Below are 18,001 nucleotides of genomic sequence, written 5' to 3' on the forward strand. Positions count from 1 at the left end.
GAAATTCCAATATTACCTGCAATTCCAAATGTAATCCCAAGAATTCCAAACATACCAACTGGAGGATTACCAAGTTTAACAATACCGAATTTTACAGTTACAACCGTAAACAACTCCTTATCAAAGGAAAATCAATACATCACATTTCAGGATAAAGATGGCAGAACTACTGGAACAATCAGAGCACAATCTACCCAAGATTTTAGAGATAATACAGTTTTAGATAATGTCTATTTATTAAATGTAATGTCTAGTTTTGTTGGGATAGATTTACTAGACGGCATGACCTCGGGGATAGTGGAAATTACAAATTTAGTAGATGCATTCAACAAAATAGGTGTAGAATATTCTTCTGGAAATGGGGATTATGCGGAGTGGTTAGAGCGTTTAAATGCAAATGAGTATTTGACTGCAGGAGATATTGTAGCTGTCAAAGGGGGTAAAATAACAAGAGATTTAGAAAATGTTCAACAGATTATGGTTGTTTCTCATAAACCTATTATTCTAGGAAATGCTCCTAAAGAAGGTGAAGAATATAAAGGGAATAATATTGCTTTTATGGGGCAAGTACCTGTAAAAGTAATGGGGGCGGTTCAATCAGGAGATTATATTGTGGCTAACCCACAAATTAAGGGTTATGGAATTGCAATTCACCCAGAAGAAATGAATGCTGAAAATTATGTCTTAGCTGTAGGAAGATCTTGGGAAAATAACTCAAATAAAGGCCCTAAAATGGTAAATACTGTTGTTGGGGTGCATAATGGAGATTGGAGTAAAAATGTTAAATCAATTGAAAAACAACAACAAAATTTTGATAAAAAATTTGATGATTTAACCTCTAAATTAAATAGTATTTCAGAAAAACTTAATATTGTAGAAAAAAACAAATCCAACTATGTTAGTCAAAATTAAAAAGAATATATTGTTAATAGTTTGCTTAACATTTTTAAGTAATATAATTATCGGGCAGAATAAAACAGTTGAAAAAAAAATAACTATTACAGCTGAACAAGCCCAAATAATTAATGAAAATGAAATAGCTGTAAAAGAATGGATAGAACAACTTCAAACTCCAGGTGTAATTGTTAGTGGTGATCAGATGATTTTTAGCAAGGAAGCTATGAGGCTTATTAATGAGCCAAATTATCGTTCTGAAGTCTATAAAGAATTATACACCTATGAAGATGTGAAGGAAAGCCTTTCAAAATCCGAATTTCAAAAGGCTGTCTGGCAATTATTAAATATATATCCCGCAAATAAAGAACATATATTACAATATATTTATGCATACGATAAGGTAATACCATCTGATAAATTGGTAGTAGGAGCTTTTTATACTTACGCTTTTTTCGACCCTAAAATAACAACAATTGAAAATGGAAAACCTAATATCTACCGCCCAGATATTTTTGAGGACTATTTACGACGCACAAAAGAAATTGTTGGTTATATCGCCTATTTTAGAGAACAGGAAAAAAAAATACAAGTACCCAAAAAAGAGTGAAATTAGAATATTTGAAACTTACTTAATTTTGAGTTATATATTTCAAATCATTAATTATAAAAACCGTTTTGTTATACATAAAACGGTTTTTTCTTTAACATATAATTAAGGTTTTTTAGACTTCTTTTTAATAATTTAGAAAAATTATTTTTTCAATCAAATTAACTATTATTTATGAATAAACATTTCTTAACAGGCCTATTAACACTTTTGTTAATTATAGGTATTACAACTACGGCCGATGCCCAACGAAAGAGAAAGAAAGAGAAAGAAGCAACCGTTAAACCAACACCTCCTAAACCAAAAAAAGGAGCAATAGAGCCTTATAGCAAAGTTGTTACAAAAGAAGCTAAAACCGATGAAGGTTTATTTAAAATTCATTTTGTAGATGATAAATATCTATTTGAAATTCCGGATTCATTGCTTAAAAGAGAAATGTTAATGGTTACTCGAATTGCAAAAAACACTTCCAATAATAGAAGTTTTGGGGGTCAAAAAGCAAATGTTCAAGTATTGAGATGGCAAAAAAAGGATAAGAAAATTTTATTACGTGTGGTGTCTCATAAAATTGTTGCAGATGAAGAATTACCTGTTCATGAGGCAGTAGTAAATTCCAATTTTGAACCTGTTCTTTTTACATTTCCAATAAAAGCTTTTTCTGATGATAAAACCGCAACTGTTATAGATGCAACAGAATTATTTTCTACGGATGTTAAAGCTCTGGGATTACCAGAATATGTAAGAAAAGGTTACAAAATAACCCGATTAGAAGCTAATAAATCTTTTATAGATAGTTTTAATTCATACCCTTTAAATATTGAAGTTCGTCATGTAAAAACATATGCCGCTTCTGCTCCACCGTCAAACTCAAGTACAGGTACAGTTTCAGTTGAAATGAGTAATTCTATGATATTATTACCTAAAGAACCTATGAAACGTAGAATATTTGATGAACGCGTTGGATGGTTTACCACAAGTCAAACAGACTATGGTTCTGAAGCTCAAAAAAGCGAAAAAGTAACCTTTTTAGATCGCTGGAGATTAGAAGTAAAAGATGAAGATTTAGAAAAATTTAAGAAAGGTGAACTTGTTGAACCTAAAAAACAAATTGTTTATTATATAGACCGAGCAACTCCAGAAAAATGGAGGCCATTTATTAAACAAGGTATTGAAGATTGGCAAGTAGCTTTTGAAGCTGCTGGTTTTAAAAATGCCATTATTGCAAAAGACCCTCCAACTAAAGAAGCAGATCCAGAATGGAGTCCGGAAGATGTTAGATATTCAGTTGTAAGATATTTAGCTTCTCCTATTCCAAATGCAAACGGACCACACGTTAGTGATCCTCGTTCTGGTGAAATATTAGAATCGGATATCAATTGGTATCACAATGTAATGAGTTTATTACAAGGATGGTATTTTGTTCAAACCGCAGCTATAAATCCAGATGCTCAACGTGTTGGATTTAAAGATGAAGTTATGGGTGAATTGATCAAATTTGTTTCTTCACATGAAGTTGGTCATACGTTAGGTTTTCCTCATAATATGGGAAGTAGTTCAGCGTATCCTGTTGACTCATTAAGATCTGCAACCTTCACTAAAAAATATGGAACCGCACCTTCAATAATGGATTATGCACGTTTTAATTATGTTGCTCAGCCAGGAGATAAAGATGTTGCAATGATGCCAAATATTGGTGTTTATGATAAATATGCTGCAAAATGGGGATACCGTCCAATTTTAGATGCAGAAACTGCTGAAGACGAAAAAGAAACATTAGATAATTGGATTTTAGAACACGCAGGTGATTCTTGGTATCGTTTTGGACATCAACAAGCTGGTGGAGTTGTTGATCCAAGTTCTCAAACTGAAGATTTGGGAAATGACGCCATAAAAGCAAGTACTTATGGTATTGCTAACTTAAAGCGTATAGTGCCTAATTTAATAGATTGGACTTCTGAAAAGGGTGAAAATTATGATGATTTAAAATCTATGTATGGACATGTAATTTCTCAGTACAATAGATATATGGGACATGTTTCTTCAAACATTGGTGGTGTTTATGAAAATTATAAAACATCCGATCAAGAAGGAAATGTATATGCTCACGTTGATAAAAAGCATCAAAAAAACTGTTTAAAATTCATTAATAATGAATTGTTTAAAACACCAACTTGGTTAATTGATAAAGATATAATTGGTAGAACAGAATTTTCTGGAATTACAGAAAGAATTGGAGATTTACAAGTTAAAACATTAAACAATATTCTTGATTTGGGGCGAATGACTCGTATGATTGAAAATGAAACTCTAAATGGATATGAGGCCTATACATTAATAGCTATGATGTCTGATTTACGTAATGGAATTTGGTCTGAATTACGTACTGGTAAAACTATTGATACCTACAGAAGAAATCTACAAAGAGCACATATTGAAAAGTTAGGTTCTTTAATGACTGCTAAAGATGTAAAAAAATCTACAAGACAATCAAGTTATGTTAAAACTACAACAGTTAAAGTAAAACAATCGGATATTATTCCTGTTGTCCGTGGAGAGTTAAACAGACTTAAAAGAGATGCGCAAAGAGCGGCAGCAGCAACAAGTAATACCACTAAAAAATATCATTTACAAGATATTGCAAAACGTATTGATGCTATATTAAATCCAAAATAATATTGATTGATTTTTTTGGAAACAGAAAGAGCCTCCGATTGGAGGCTCTTTTTAATTTAATAAAGTCTTATTTTAAACCTAACACTTCAACACCTTGTTCAAAAATAACATCAACTGGAATATTAGCTTTACTTAACTTATCTAAATCACTTTGTAAATCTTCTGAAATCACTCCTTTTTCGGCTACTAAATTTGCTACACCATCATAATCACCATTTCCTTGTAAAGTTAAAATTAAGCTGGATAAATCTTTCATTGCTCCTTCCATTTTATCATAATTCACTTTATAAGTTCCGTCTTCATTTTTGGTAAAAGCTTCTTTTTCTTTAAAGAAATTAAACCGAATCATATTTGCTTTCCCATGTGCGCTTGAAGCTCCAAAACGTATAGAACGAAAAATACTCGTCATAAAAGTGGTCATATAATCTTTCATATCACCCTCCAATTCTCCTTTTTTATGCAATTGCTGCACCATATACAATCCTAAAACATCCGCTTTTCCTTCTTCTAAAGCAGAAGCCAATTCTTTTAATGAACTTCTAACTGTTCCTTTATTATTAATGGTGTTTTTTATTCCTAAACCATGTGCAACTTCATGAAACATTGTATTTGCAAAAAATGCATCAAAAGTAATATGCTTTCTTTGACTTTCATCAATTAAACTTTCTGAAATTGGCATCAAAATTTTATCAAATTTAGCACGCATTGCATTCTTTAATTGCAATCTTCTAGATCCATTTTTTAACTGAACCTCTTCATCATTTGGTAAATTAATAGCAATGGTTTTACTACCTGCATTGCAATCACCTGCATAAAAAACCACATCATAAGCATTTAATTCAGAATCTGTACCTGGGGTTTCTTGTTTATATGCCTCATCAACTGGTAATCCAACTTGTAATTCTGGTAAAAATTGTGCGAATTTTTCTAATTTTTTACTCCAAACCATATCCTTAATTAACACATAACCTTCATGTGATGCTTTATTTCCAAATAATTGATCTTCATAAGTTTCAATTGGGCCAATTACAATATCCAATCTATTGGTTTTCATCTCCATCCAGGCAAAATCACTTGCCTGGTATTTATCATCTAAAAATGCTTGAGAACGCAATTCTAAATATTTTTTCAACCCTGCATCTTCAGCTAATTTTGAAGCCTCTAATAATAATGATGAAACTTCTTTAACCTGAGCTTCAAATTGTTTGTGATATGGAATTGCTTTTAAACTTCCATCTTCATTTCTTCTAACAAAAGTGTATAAACTAGATTTACTTTCATCAGCAAAATTTTCAAATTCTTCTTTTGTAATATCACTTGGATAGTAATTTGCTCCTGCTGGTTTTTCACCAATTCCTTCAACAAAAGGTGCGTTCCCTGCTAATCTATCCCAAGGACCATAATTTATCTCAACAAATTTTTTAGTTTCTTCATCTTCAATTTTTGATAATAACTCACTTTTATCTCCATAAGCTTCATACCAAAATAATTCATTCATTTTATTAGCTGCCTTAATTAAAATCGGCAACATTTTTTGTTCGTTTTCACTTAAAACACTTGTATCTGAAGTTAATTTAAATGAAACGTACTTATTAAGATTTGCACTCATTTCAGTATGATTATTTTCTACTGTTACCTGTTTTACTGGTTTACGCGCTTCTTTATTTTCTTTGCAAGAAACTAATATAATTACAGCAATTAAAACTATTATTTTTTTCATGATTATAATTTAAATTAAAGTATTAAAATTAAGGAAAAAATATGGGAGATAGTACTCATAAAAATAGATTGGTATAAATAAATTTTATTAATCACATATTAAAGACTATTTAATCTTTTAATTATTTTTTTAGTCTATTCTTAATTTTTAACGCATTTTATTTGAATAAATACAATTAATGATTTGCATTCTTATGTAACTTTTATTACATTTACTTCGCTAACTAACCTATTTTAAAATGAAAAACATACCTTCCCGAAGGTTGTTTTTGCGAAAATCCGCAATAGCAACCACGGGTGTAGCCATATTTTCTTCAACAACATTTGCAAATACTTTTACTAGTGATGATAGCCCTTTTGAAGGGTATAATCCTTATGCTGAAGAAACTACTGATTTAAGAAAGTCTTCAATATTTGGTAAGCATATAACTGTAAAAGGAAAAATTTACGATAACACAGGAACATTTACACTTCCTAGTACAACAATAGAAGTTTGGCACTTATCACCAAATTCTAATAAATACAAACATCATGCAAAATTAACAACCAACAATAATGGTGAATATAATTTTGTTACGGACTTTCCAAACAGAGAAAATGGCAAAATGCCTAGAATCTATTTTAAAGTATCAAATAACAGTACTACTTATTTTACTGAATTGTTGGTAAACGATTTTGGAGCTCATATTACTGGAAAACACTGGGAAGAGAATAATAAATTAAGGGAAAAATTACTTCCTATTAAAGAAAATTATTCAAATTTTTCGAAAGTAACTTTTAACATATCAATATAAATATTGAAGATATAATTAATTACTAACTAAAATTAATAACGCTATGTACACATTAAACATTAAAAACAACTACACCTGGGCAATAATGGCCAATGGTAATAAAGTTATCAACGCAAAAGGAGATGCTGCAACATTCACTAAACAAGGGAATTGCTATTTAAGCATTCCTGGAATTGGAGAAATGGCCTTTATTGATCTAGGCGATCATAAAATTCCTGGCTACCCTACCGTCACTGAAACTTGGGGAGTATTGGTAAGAACAAGCACAGTGGAAGCTTATTATAGGTATGAAGGTGGTGGGGAACTAACCGCAGTTGTAGATATGTATGGTACTTGTACGCTTTCAACTTCAAACGGAACAATGATTTCAATTTCATTGCCTGAGCTTGTTATTAAGTAAATATTTGCAAATTAAATTATTAATTAAAAAAAACAAAAATTATGAGTGCAAACCCATTTGTAGGACAAATTGAAATGTTCACAGGTAATTTTGCCCCAAGCGGCTGGGCATTTTGCAATGGACAGTTAATGGCTGTTTCAGAAAATGACGCTTTATTTTCTATTTTAGGTACAATTTACGGAGGTGACGGTCGTACCACTTTTGGATTGCCCGATTTAAGAGGTAGATTGCCTATGCATCCTGGCAATGGACCAGGTTTAACACCACGAAGACTCGGGCAAAAAGGTGGACTAGAACAAAACTATTTAACCACAAATCAACTTCCTTCTCATAATCATGGCCTACGGGCTAAAGAAGAAGGAAATACTGATGACCCTAACGGAAACGTTGTTGCTGGATCTGGTACTCAATCTTTTGGTACCGCTTCAGATGCAACAATGAATAATACAGCTATATCAAATACTGGAGGAGGACTACCAGTAAATAACATGCAGCCATTTGAGTGTGCAAATTTCGTAATTGCACTTTTTGGCGTATATCCTTCAAGAAGTTAATAATAACTATAAAAAAATTAAATATGGAACCATTTTTAGCACAAATAATAATGTTTGCGGGTAATTTTGCCCCGCGAGGCTGGGCCTTTTGTGAAGGTCAAATATTGCCAATAAACCAAAACCAATCGCTATATTCTTTACTTGGAACCACTTACGGTGGTGATGGAAGAACATCCTTTGCTTTACCCGACTTAAGAGGAAGAGTACCCATGCACCCAGGTCATGGTAATGGACTATCATCTAGAACTCTAGGACAAAAAGGCGGTACAGAAACAAATATATTAAATGTAACCCAACTACCACCACATAATCACGGCTTACGTGCTAAAGAGGAAGGTAATACCGATGATCCCAATGGAAATTTCATTGCAGGAAGTGGTACTCAAGCATTTGGAACTACTTCTGATGTAAATATGAATAACACTGCAATTACTAATACTGGAAATGGTCAACAGGTAAATAATCTTCAACCATTTTTATGTATCAATTTTATAATAGCACTTCAAGGAACTTTTCCTTCACGAAGCTAACAATTTAAAAATAGAAAAACTATGGAACCATATATAGGAGATATTATTATGTTCGGGTCAAATTTTGCTCCAAGAGGCTGGGCATTTTGTAACGGACAACTAATGCCAATAGCGCAAAATACAGCCTTATTTTCAATTATAGGTACAACGTATGGTGGAGATGGCAGAACCACTTTTGCTTTACCCGATTTAAGAAGTAGGGCTCCAATGCACACTGGCCACGGACCTGGGTTAACATCTCGAAGGCTTGGGCAAAGAGGTGGTACCGAAACTAACACGTTAAATATTACGCAAATGCCTTCTCATAACCATGGCCTTAAAGCTGGAGAAGAAGGTAATACTGACGATCCAAACGGAAACTTTATTGCTGGTTCTGGAACTCAAGCATTTGGAACTACTTCTGATGTGAATATGAATAATGCAGCAGTTTCAAATACTGGTAGTTCTCAACCTATTAATAATATTCAACCATTTCAATGTGTGAATTTTATTATATCGCTTGACGGACAATACCCTTCGAGAAGTTAATATTAAGCTTAAAAATACAATCAATGTGGATTTATTTAAGAAGGTAATTTGTTTTATACAGTAGAGATTTTCTACAAATAGCTCCGTAATGTATTTTTTTCAATTACGGGCTTTTACTTACTAAATTCCAATTGCATTATAATTAGTCATATTTAGAAATCCTATTAAATTTAAAAGCATAAATACCCCAATTAAAATACTTACAAACTAATACTATGAAAAAAATTACATTATTTGTAGCGCTAATAATATTTAGCCTAATTGGACATGCACAAACGGTTCTAGCGCCAGGGGATATCGCTTTTATAGGAAGTAATACCGATTCCGGAAGTACCACAAATGATAATGCCACTTTTGTACTTTTAAAGGATATCGACGCTGCTACTACAATTATTTTTACTGATAGAGGATGGAATGATACCTCTGGATTTACGAATGTAGCCGGCGACGGAGAGTTTACCTGGACTTCTGGCATACCTAGATCTGCAGGTGATATTATTACTATTGATCTTTCAAGTGGTGTATTAAGTAATAGTGGTGTATATTCTATTAGTGGAGATCAATTATTTGCCATTCAAGGAAGTATTGCATCTCCAACATTTATAGCAGGGTTACATTTTAATATTGAACCTGGAACTGGAGATTCAAATTGGGACAATGTGTCAGACAATAACGATGAATCTCATTTACCAAATACATTAACTACCGGAGATACTGCTGTTCGTCTTGTTGGGAATCCTTCAGGTTTGGAAGAAGATAATTTTCAATTTAGTTGCGCAATAGCAGGTAGCAATCCAATTTCTGGTACACCAGCTCAAATAAGGGCAATTTTACATAATGCATCTAATTGGAATACGAATACATCTTCCGGTTATAACCCTCCGGCTGAAGCAGGATGTAGTATAACTGTAATAGTTGGTTCTGATACTACAGATCCAGTTATTACTTGTGCTCCTACTCCTGGCCCAATTACAGCAGGAAATAGTGGAACAGCAACCATTCCAAACTTAGTAACTGGAACTACCGCTACGGATGACATTTCAGCTCCAGGAGCGATAATAATTACCCAATCTCCTGCAGCGGGAACAATAGTGAGTTCAGGTGTTCATACTGTGATTTTAACAGCAACAGATGAAGCTGGAAACACGGATACTTGTGCAATTAACGTAACTGTAAACGAACCAGCTTCAACTACTTTAAGTGCTGGAGATATCGCTTTTGTTGGTTTTAATTTGGACGGAACAGATTCTTTTGCATTTATTCTTTTAAAAGATATTATTGCAGGAACACATATTCGATTTACAGATTGTGGAATTACAAATCCAAACACAATAAGTTGTGCTGGAACTGGTGAAGGTACCGCAACTTGGTACTCATCCTCTGCTGGTACAGCAGGTGATGTAATTACTTTACCAGGTAGTTTTATTACAGGAAGCACACTGGCTTCCATAGGAGATCAAATATTTGCCTATCAAGGGACTTCTTCAACACCCACTTTTATTGCTGGTATTCATAGTAATATAGAAAGTGGAACCAATGATGCTGATTGGGATGGTCAAAACACTACTAATGATGAATCAGCACTTCCTAATCAGCTTATAAATGGAGTAAATGCCATTAGATTACATAATTCGGAAGTTGAAGTTGATAACTGGCAATTTGATTGTTCTCTAGTTCCAGGGGGTGCTCCTCTTACGGGAACACCTGCTAATATTGCAGCAACAATAAATAATCTTGCCTATTGGATTCATAACGATACTACAGAATATTCACCGACTTACAATAGTGGTTGCTCATTTAGTGTTGTTATTTCTGGCGATACAACATCTCCTGTAATTTCAGACTGTGGTCCAACACCAGCAGATATTACTGCTGACACATCAGGAAATACCAGCGTACCTGATTTAACAACTGCTGTAATTGCAACCGATGATGTTACAACTATACCTAATTTAACAATTATACAATCACCTTCAGCTGGTACAACTATTACAGCTGGTGTAACCACTGTAACATTATATGTTTCTGATGAGGCTGGTAATACTGCAACTTGTACGATAGATTTAACTGTAAACAATATAGTAGCAACAACATTAGTTGCTGGAGACATTGCTTTTATAGGTATTAATCAAGATGGTGATGATTCTTTCGCTTTTGTTTTATTAAAAAACATCTTGGCAGGAACTAATATAACATTTACAGATTGTGGAGTTACAGACCCAAACACTATAAGCTGTAACGGCGTGAGTGATTCAAGTTATACATGGTTTTCTGCAACCGATCAATCGGCAGGGACTGTAATTGAACTTCAAGGAAATTCTATTGGCGTTTCATTCTCAAATTTAGGTGATCAATTATTTGCTTACCAAGGGTCTTCTGCAAGTCCAACATTTATTGCTGGAATTCATACTTCGGCAATAACAGGAACATCTGATGGGAATTGGGATGGATCAAATAGCGATGGAAATACATCTGCACTTCCCGATCAACTTACCAATGGCACAAATGCTGTGAGACTTCATAATACGGAAACTGAAGTTGATAACTGGCAATTTGATTGCTCTCTAGTTCCAGGTGGTGCTCCTATTTCAGGAACACCTGTCGAACTTGCTGCAATTTTCAACGATATTCAATATTGGATTTTTAATGATACTACACCTTACAATCCTGCAGCTTATTCAAGTTGTAGTTTAATTGTTTCATCCTTTGAAGCCCCTAATGATTTCTGTTTAAATGCTGGGGTACAAACTTCACTTAGTGGAGGAACACCATCAGGTGGAGTTTATTCAGGACCTGGAGTTACAGATGACGGTAATGGAACAACATATAGTTTTGACCCTGCAGCAGCTGGCCTAGGTGTACATACCTTAACATACACAAACGGAACTCCTTTAACCGATAACATAGAAGTGTTTGCACTGCCAGTGGCAGCTTTTACTGCCCTTCCAGATCTTTGTCTCGATGCAGGTGTACAAACTGGTCTTGGTAGCGGCACGCCAACGGGTGGAATATACTCAGGATCTGGTGTTACCGATGATGGAAATGGAACAACTTATAGTTTTGACCCTGCAGCAGCTGGAGTAGGAGTTCATGCAATAACATACAATTTTACAGATGGAAACGGATGTTCAGGATCAGCAAATGACAATGTTGAAGTTTTCGGATTACCAACTTTAACTTTTACATCCCCAGCAGATCTTTGTGTTGATGCAGGTGTGCAAACTAGTCTTGGTGGAGCAACTCCATCAGGAGGTGTTTATTCAGGACCTGGTGTTACTGATGATGGAAATGGAACAACCTATAGTTTTGACCCAGCAGCAGCTGGAGTAGGAGTTCATGCAATAACATACAACTTTACAGATGGAAATGGATGTTCAAATTCTGCTTCTGATAGTTTAGAAGTATTTGCTTTACCAACCGTAACTTTTACTGCTCTTCCAGATCTTTGTCTCGATGCAGGCGTACAAGCTGGACTAGGGGGAGCAACGCCAACGGGTGGTGTATACTCAGGACCTGGTGTTACCGACGATGGAAATGGCACAACCTATAGTTTTGACCCAGCTGCTGCCGGTGTTGGAGTTCACACAATTACATATTCTTTTACCGATACCAATGGATGTTCAAATTCTGCTTCTGATGATGTAGAAGTATTTACTTTACCAGTGGTAACTTTTACTGCACTCGCAGATCTATGTCTTGACGCAGGCGTACAAGCTGGTCTTGGCGGAGGAACTTCAACTGGTGGTGTTTATTCAGGACCTGGTGTTACTGACGATGGAAATGGAACAACTTATAGTTTTGACCCAGCAGCAGCTGGTGTTGGAACACATACAATTACTTATACTTTTACCAATACTAATGGATGCTCAGGGAGTGAGTCAGATAATGTTGAAGTTTTCGGATTGCCAACTGTAACTTTTACCGCACCTTCTGATCTTTGTGTTGATGCAGGGGTACAAGCTGGACTTGGTGGGGCAACTGCTTCAGGAGGAGTTTATTCAGGACCTGGTGTTACTGATGATGGAAATGGAACAACCTATAGTTTTGACCCTGCAACAACTGGTGTTGGAACACATACGCTAACTTATACTTTTACAGATGTCAATGGATGTTCAAATTCTACTTCTGATGATATTGAAGTATTTGCTTTACCAACCGTAACTTTTACTGCACCTGCTGATCTTTGTATTGATGCAGGAGTACAAACTGGCCTTGGTGGCGGAACGCCAATGGGTGGTGTATACTCAGGACCTGGTGTTACCGACGATGGAAATGGAATGACATATAGTTTTGACCCGGCAGCCGCAGGAGTAGGAGTTCATACAATAACATACAACTTTATAGATGGAAACGGATGTTCAAATTCTGCTTCTGATGGTGTAGAAGTATTTGCTTTACCAGTGGTAACTTTTACAGCCCCTCCAGATCTTTGTATAGACGCTGGAGTTCAAGCTGGAATGGGTGGTGGAACTTCAACAGGAGGTGTTTATTCAGGACCTGGTGTTACCAACGATGGAAACGGAATGACCTATAGTTTCGATCCAGCAGCAGCTGGAGTTGGAGTTCATACAATAACATACAATTTTACAGATGGAAATGGATGTTCAAATTCTGCTTCTGATGGTGTAGAAGTATTTTCTTTACCAACTGTAACTTTTATAGCCCCTTCAGATCTTTGTATAGACGCTGGAGTTCAAGCTGGACTGAGTGGTGGAACTTCAACAGGAGGTGTTTATTCAGGATCTGGTGTTACCGACGATGGAAACGGAATGACCTATAGTTTCGATCCAGCAGCAGCTGGAGTTGGAATTCATACAATTACTTATGATTTTACAGATGGAAATGGATGTTCAAATTCTGCTTCTGATGATATTGAAGTATTTGTTTTACCAACCGTAACTTTTACTGCACCTGCTGATCTTTGTATTGATGCAGGAGTACAAACTGGCCTTGGTGGCGGAACGCCAATGGGTGGTGTATATTCAGGACCTGGTGTTACCGACGATGGAAATGGAATGACCTATAGTTTTGACTCGGCAGCAGCTGGTGTTGGAACACATATGCTAACATATACATTTACTGATACTAATGGATGTACAGCTAGTGTATCAGATAACATAGAGGTATTTGCTTTACCAACTGTTACATTTACAGCTCCAGCAAATCTTTGTATAGACGCAGGTGTACAAGTTGGTCTGGGTAGTGGAACACCAATTGAAGGAACTGTTACAGGAGATATGGGAGTTTACTCAGGACCAGGAGTTACCGATGATGGTAACGGAATGACCTATAGCTTTGACCCAGCGACAGCTGGTGTTGGAATACATACTATAACCTATACTTATACTGGTGGAAATACTTGTATTAGTAGTGCAACGGACAATTTAGAGGTATTTGCTTTACCAGTTGTTGCTTTTACTGCTCCATCTGACTTGTGTGTTGATGCAGGTGTACAAGCTGGACTAGGTGGTGGAACACCAATTGAAGGAACTATTGCAGAAGATATGGGAGTTTACTCAGGATCAGGAATTACTGATGATGGAAATGGAATGACCTATAGTTTTGACCCGGCAGCAGCTGGTGTTGGAACACATACTATAACCTATACTTATACTGATGGAAATACTTGTATTAGCAGTGCCTCGGACAATTTAGAGGTATTTGCTTTACCAGTTGTAACATTTACAGCGCCAGCTAGTCCATATTGCCCTAACACAATATCAACTGACCTTGGAGGAGGATCTCCAGCCGGAGGCGTTTATTCTGGCCCAGGTGTTACAGATGATGGTAATGGATTAACTTATACTTTTGATTCAAGTATATCGGGTGAAGGAATTATTACTATTACCTATACATTTACAAATACTAACGGATGCACATCTAGTGTCTCTGAAGATGTTACTGTAGAAGATAATATACCTCCAACGGTTGTTACTCAAAATAGTACAGTTTATTTAAATGAAAATGGACAAGCAACTTTAAGCGCTTCTGCTGTTAATAATGGCTCTTCAGATTCTTGTGAAATAGCTTCAATAACAGTTTTTCCAAATACTTTTACTTGTGCAGATTTTGGAGAAAACACAGTTACTTTAACCGTAACAGATGTTAATGGTAATGTAGCATCAGAGGATGCAATTGTTTCCGTAAAAGACAACATTCCACCAACAGCAGTTTGTAAAAACCTTACTTTAGAGTTAGATGAAAATGGAGAGGTTAAGATAGCTCCAAAAGATATAGACAATGGCTCAACCGATAATTGTATAGCCCTAGCTTTAGGATTTAAAATTAATAACACACAGTATTTTACAGAACAAACGTTAGACTGTTCTTTTATAGGAGAAAATCAAATTGAATTGATAGTTAGAGATGGTGGAGGAAATAAATCCAGTTGTTTTGCAACTGTAACAGTTTTAGAAACCGCTGCTCCTAATGTATTAGTACAAAATATAACTATTGAATTAGATGAAGATGGTGCTGCAAGTATTGTTGTTGCTGACATTGATAATGGTAGTTTTGATAATTGTGAAATTGAAACATTAGCTATAGACATTACAGACTTTGATTGTACTAACGTAGGTGAAAATGCGGTTTCCTTAACCGTTACTGACGTGAACGGAAATAGCGCAAGTGCTGATGCAATTGTAACTGTTGAAGATAATAATACTCCTACTGTAATAACTCAAAATATTTCTGTGGAACTAGATGCTGATGGAAATGCAACAATTACTCCTGAAGAAATTGATAATGGTTCAACTGACAATTGTGAAATAGCTTCTTTAGCATTAGACATTACTACTTTTGATTGTGCTAACATTGGAGAAAATACGGTTTCCTTAACTGTTATTGATGTGAATGGAAATAGTACAAGTGAAAATGCTGTGGTTACTGTTGAAGACAACCTTGCTCCTACTGTAATTACACAAAATATTACTGTACAATTGGATGCTGATGGAAACGCAACTATTTCAGTTGATGCCATAAACTACGGTTCTTTTGACAATTGTGAAATTGAAAGTTTAGTTTTAGATACCACAACATTTGATTGTACTAACATTGGTGAAAATAATGTGATACTTACAGTTACCGATGTAAATGGAAATAGTGCAAGTGCTGATGCAATTGTAACTGTTGAAGATAATAGTGCGCCTACTGTAATTGCGCAAAATATAACTGTTGAATTAGACGCTGATGGTGTTGCAAACATCGTTTTTGCTGACATTGATAATGGTTCTTTGGATAATTGTGGTATTGATGTTATGAGTATTAATGTTAGTTCTTTTGATTGTAGTTCTGTGGGTGAAAATATTGTAACATTATCTGCTACGGATATTCATGGTAACAGTGCCAATACTTCTGCCACTGTAACAATTGTAGACACTGTGATGCCTATTACAAGTTGTGTAGCTCCGTTTAGTTTAGCTTTAGATGATACAGGAAGTGCAACTATTTCAGTTGATGATATAAATAATGGAAGTTCTGATAATTGCGAAATTGCTTCCATAGAAATTGATAAAGACTCTTTTGATTGTAATGATGTTGGTGACAATTTGGTTACTTTAACAGTAACTGATACGAACGGCAATAGTGATACTTGTACAACTACAATTACTATTGAAGATAGTACTGATCCGCTTGTAATTACTCAAAATATTTCTGTTGAGTTAGATAGTAATGGAAATGCAACAATAGCTGCTCAAGATATTGATGATGGAAGTTTTGATGCTTGCGGTATCGCTTCTATGAGTTTAGATATCACAACCTTTAATTGTCCAACGTTAGATGATCATACTGTAACATTAACTGTTACAGACAATGCTGGTAACAGCACATCTGAAATGGCATTGGTAACCTTTACTTCTGATGATTTAGACAATGATTTAATTGCTGATGCATGTGATAATGATCTTGATGGTGATGGCGTTGATAATTCAATAGATAATTGTCCAACAGTTTCAAACTCAAATCAGGCAGATTTAGACAGAAATGGAATTGGAGATATTTGCGATGAAGGTGAACTAGAAATCCCAAGAGGATTCTCTCCTAATGGAGATGGAACAAATGATGAATTTATTATTGCAGGATTACATAAACATCCTAACAATAGTATTCAAATTTATAATCGCTATGGAAATATGGTGTATGAATCCAATGCATATCAAAACTATTGGGATGGTATTGGAAACAAAAAGGAAAGACGACTCCCTGCTGCTCCGTACTTTTATGTACTAAGTATTAATGGCGGTAGTAAAATTGTTAAAGGTTGGGTATACATCAATTATTAAGAAAAAAATCAAATGAAAAATATATTAAAACAACTCGTAATTGTAAGTGCTTTTTTAGTAATTCTAAAAAGTAATGCGCAACAAGATCCTTTATATACGCAATACTATAATAACTTTAGCTTAATCAATCCTGCCTACGCTGGTAGTCACGGATTGTTTACTGCTACGGCCAATATTCGCAGCCAATGGGCTGGTGAAGCCGGAAGTCCGGAAACACAAACCTTATCGCTGCATGGAGCTACAGGTAAAAATGTGGGATTGGGTTTGTCCATTGTTAATGATAAAGTATATGTATTAAAAGAAACAGATATTTACGCAGATTTTTCTTATTCTATTTATCCTTCTGAATCTTCAACACTGGCTTTTGGTTTAAAAGCAGGGGGTAGCTTTTTAGATGTAAACTTATTAGAATTAGGTATTGAAAATGACAACCTGTTTAGTGAAAACATTAGTGAGTTTAATCCGAATATTGGAGCTGGAGTATTTTATTATACTGACCGATTTTTTGCAAGTTTATCTACAGTAAATATTTTAAAAAGTAAACATTATGATAAAAACAGCACGGTGGTTTCCAGTGCTTCTGATGAAATGATTTTTTATATCTCTTCCGGTTATGTTTTTGATTTAGGGGATGCTTTTAAATTGAGACCTTCTTTTATGATGAGAGGCGCAAATGGAAGTCCGCTTTCTACAGATATCTCGGCGAGTATCTTATGGCTTGATAAATTGGAGTTCGGAATCTCGCACAGAATTGATGAATCCGTATCAGGACTCTTTCAACTCCGTTTAACTGATAACTTAAAAGTAGGTTATACCTATGATGCTATTACTTCTGACTTATCCAATTATAATAACGGATCACACGAATTTAGTATCATCCTAAATCTTGGTCAAAACAAAAGAAGCGATCATAAAAGACAGCCGCCACTTTATTGGATGAAAAAGAAAAACTCAGAAGAGATACAAAAAATGGATGATGAAGAAGAAATAGAAGAATAGATACTTTCTAAACAATTC

General features: G+C 35.0%; 11 protein-coding genes. 10 read left to right on the forward strand and 1 reads right to left on the reverse strand.

Features of this window, described 5'->3' with window-relative positions:
• The 3 genes from CHB63_RS17210 to CHB63_RS15095 form a co-directional block, all read left to right on the forward strand.
• Positions 1-912 (forward strand): hypothetical protein (locus tag CHB63_RS17210; protein WP_217898422.1); only part of this gene is annotated, 912 nt, incomplete at its 5' end.
• A gap of 10 nt (positions 913-922) precedes the next feature.
• On the forward strand, positions 923-1,504 hold the full coding sequence (locus CHB63_RS15090; RefSeq protein WP_141107324.1) for a hypothetical protein: 582 nt from the start codon (positions 923-925) through the stop codon (positions 1,502-1,504).
• Positions 1,505-1,678: 174 nt separating this feature from the next.
• Positions 1,679-4,177, forward strand: coding sequence for a zinc-dependent metalloprotease (locus CHB63_RS15095; protein WP_089379322.1), 2,499 nt, complete (start codon positions 1,679-1,681; stop codon positions 4,175-4,177).
• A gap of 67 nt (positions 4,178-4,244) precedes the next feature.
• On the opposite strand, the gene CHB63_RS15100 is transcribed toward CHB63_RS15095, so the two are convergent.
• A complete protein-coding gene (locus tag CHB63_RS15100; protein ID WP_089379323.1) occupies positions 4,245-5,897 on the reverse strand; it encodes a dipeptidyl-peptidase 3 family protein in 1,653 nt (550 codons plus the stop codon).
• A gap of 238 nt (positions 5,898-6,135) precedes the next feature.
• Between CHB63_RS15100 and CHB63_RS15105 the strand changes: the two genes are divergently transcribed.
• From CHB63_RS15105 to CHB63_RS15135, 7 genes are all read left to right on the forward strand, one after another.
• Positions 6,136-6,690, forward strand: a complete 555-nt coding sequence (locus tag CHB63_RS15105; protein ID WP_141107325.1) for a peptidase associated/transthyretin-like domain-containing protein — start codon at positions 6,136-6,138, stop codon at positions 6,688-6,690.
• Positions 6,691-6,733: 43 nt separating this feature from the next.
• A complete protein-coding gene (locus tag CHB63_RS15110; RefSeq protein ID WP_089379325.1) occupies positions 6,734-7,090 on the forward strand; it encodes a hypothetical protein in 357 nt (118 codons plus the stop codon).
• A 41-nt stretch (positions 7,091-7,131) separates the two neighbouring features.
• Positions 7,132-7,644, forward strand: coding sequence for a phage tail protein (locus tag CHB63_RS15115; protein ID WP_089379326.1), 513 nt, complete (start codon positions 7,132-7,134; stop codon positions 7,642-7,644).
• A 23-nt stretch (positions 7,645-7,667) separates the two neighbouring features.
• A complete protein-coding gene (locus CHB63_RS15120) occupies positions 7,668-8,174 on the forward strand; it encodes a phage tail protein (protein ID WP_089379327.1) in 507 nt (168 codons plus the stop codon).
• 21 nt (positions 8,175-8,195) lie between these two features.
• Positions 8,196-8,702: a phage tail protein gene (locus tag CHB63_RS15125; protein ID WP_089379328.1), complete on the forward strand. Its 507-nt coding sequence runs from the start codon at positions 8,196-8,198 to the stop codon at positions 8,700-8,702.
• Positions 8,703-8,917: 215 nt separating this feature from the next.
• Positions 8,918-16,984: a T9SS type B sorting domain-containing protein gene (locus tag CHB63_RS15130; protein WP_089379329.1), complete on the forward strand. Its 8,067-nt coding sequence runs from the start codon at positions 8,918-8,920 to the stop codon at positions 16,982-16,984.
• A 12-nt stretch (positions 16,985-16,996) separates the two neighbouring features.
• On the forward strand, positions 16,997-17,983 hold the full coding sequence (locus tag CHB63_RS15135; protein ID WP_089379330.1) for a PorP/SprF family type IX secretion system membrane protein: 987 nt from the start codon (positions 16,997-16,999) through the stop codon (positions 17,981-17,983).
• Positions 17,984-18,001 lie beyond the last annotated feature (18 nt).

The sequence above is a fragment of the Lutibacter flavus genome, assembly GCF_900188355.1.
GTDB classification, from domain to species: domain Bacteria; phylum Bacteroidota; class Bacteroidia; order Flavobacteriales; family Flavobacteriaceae; genus Lutibacter; species Lutibacter flavus.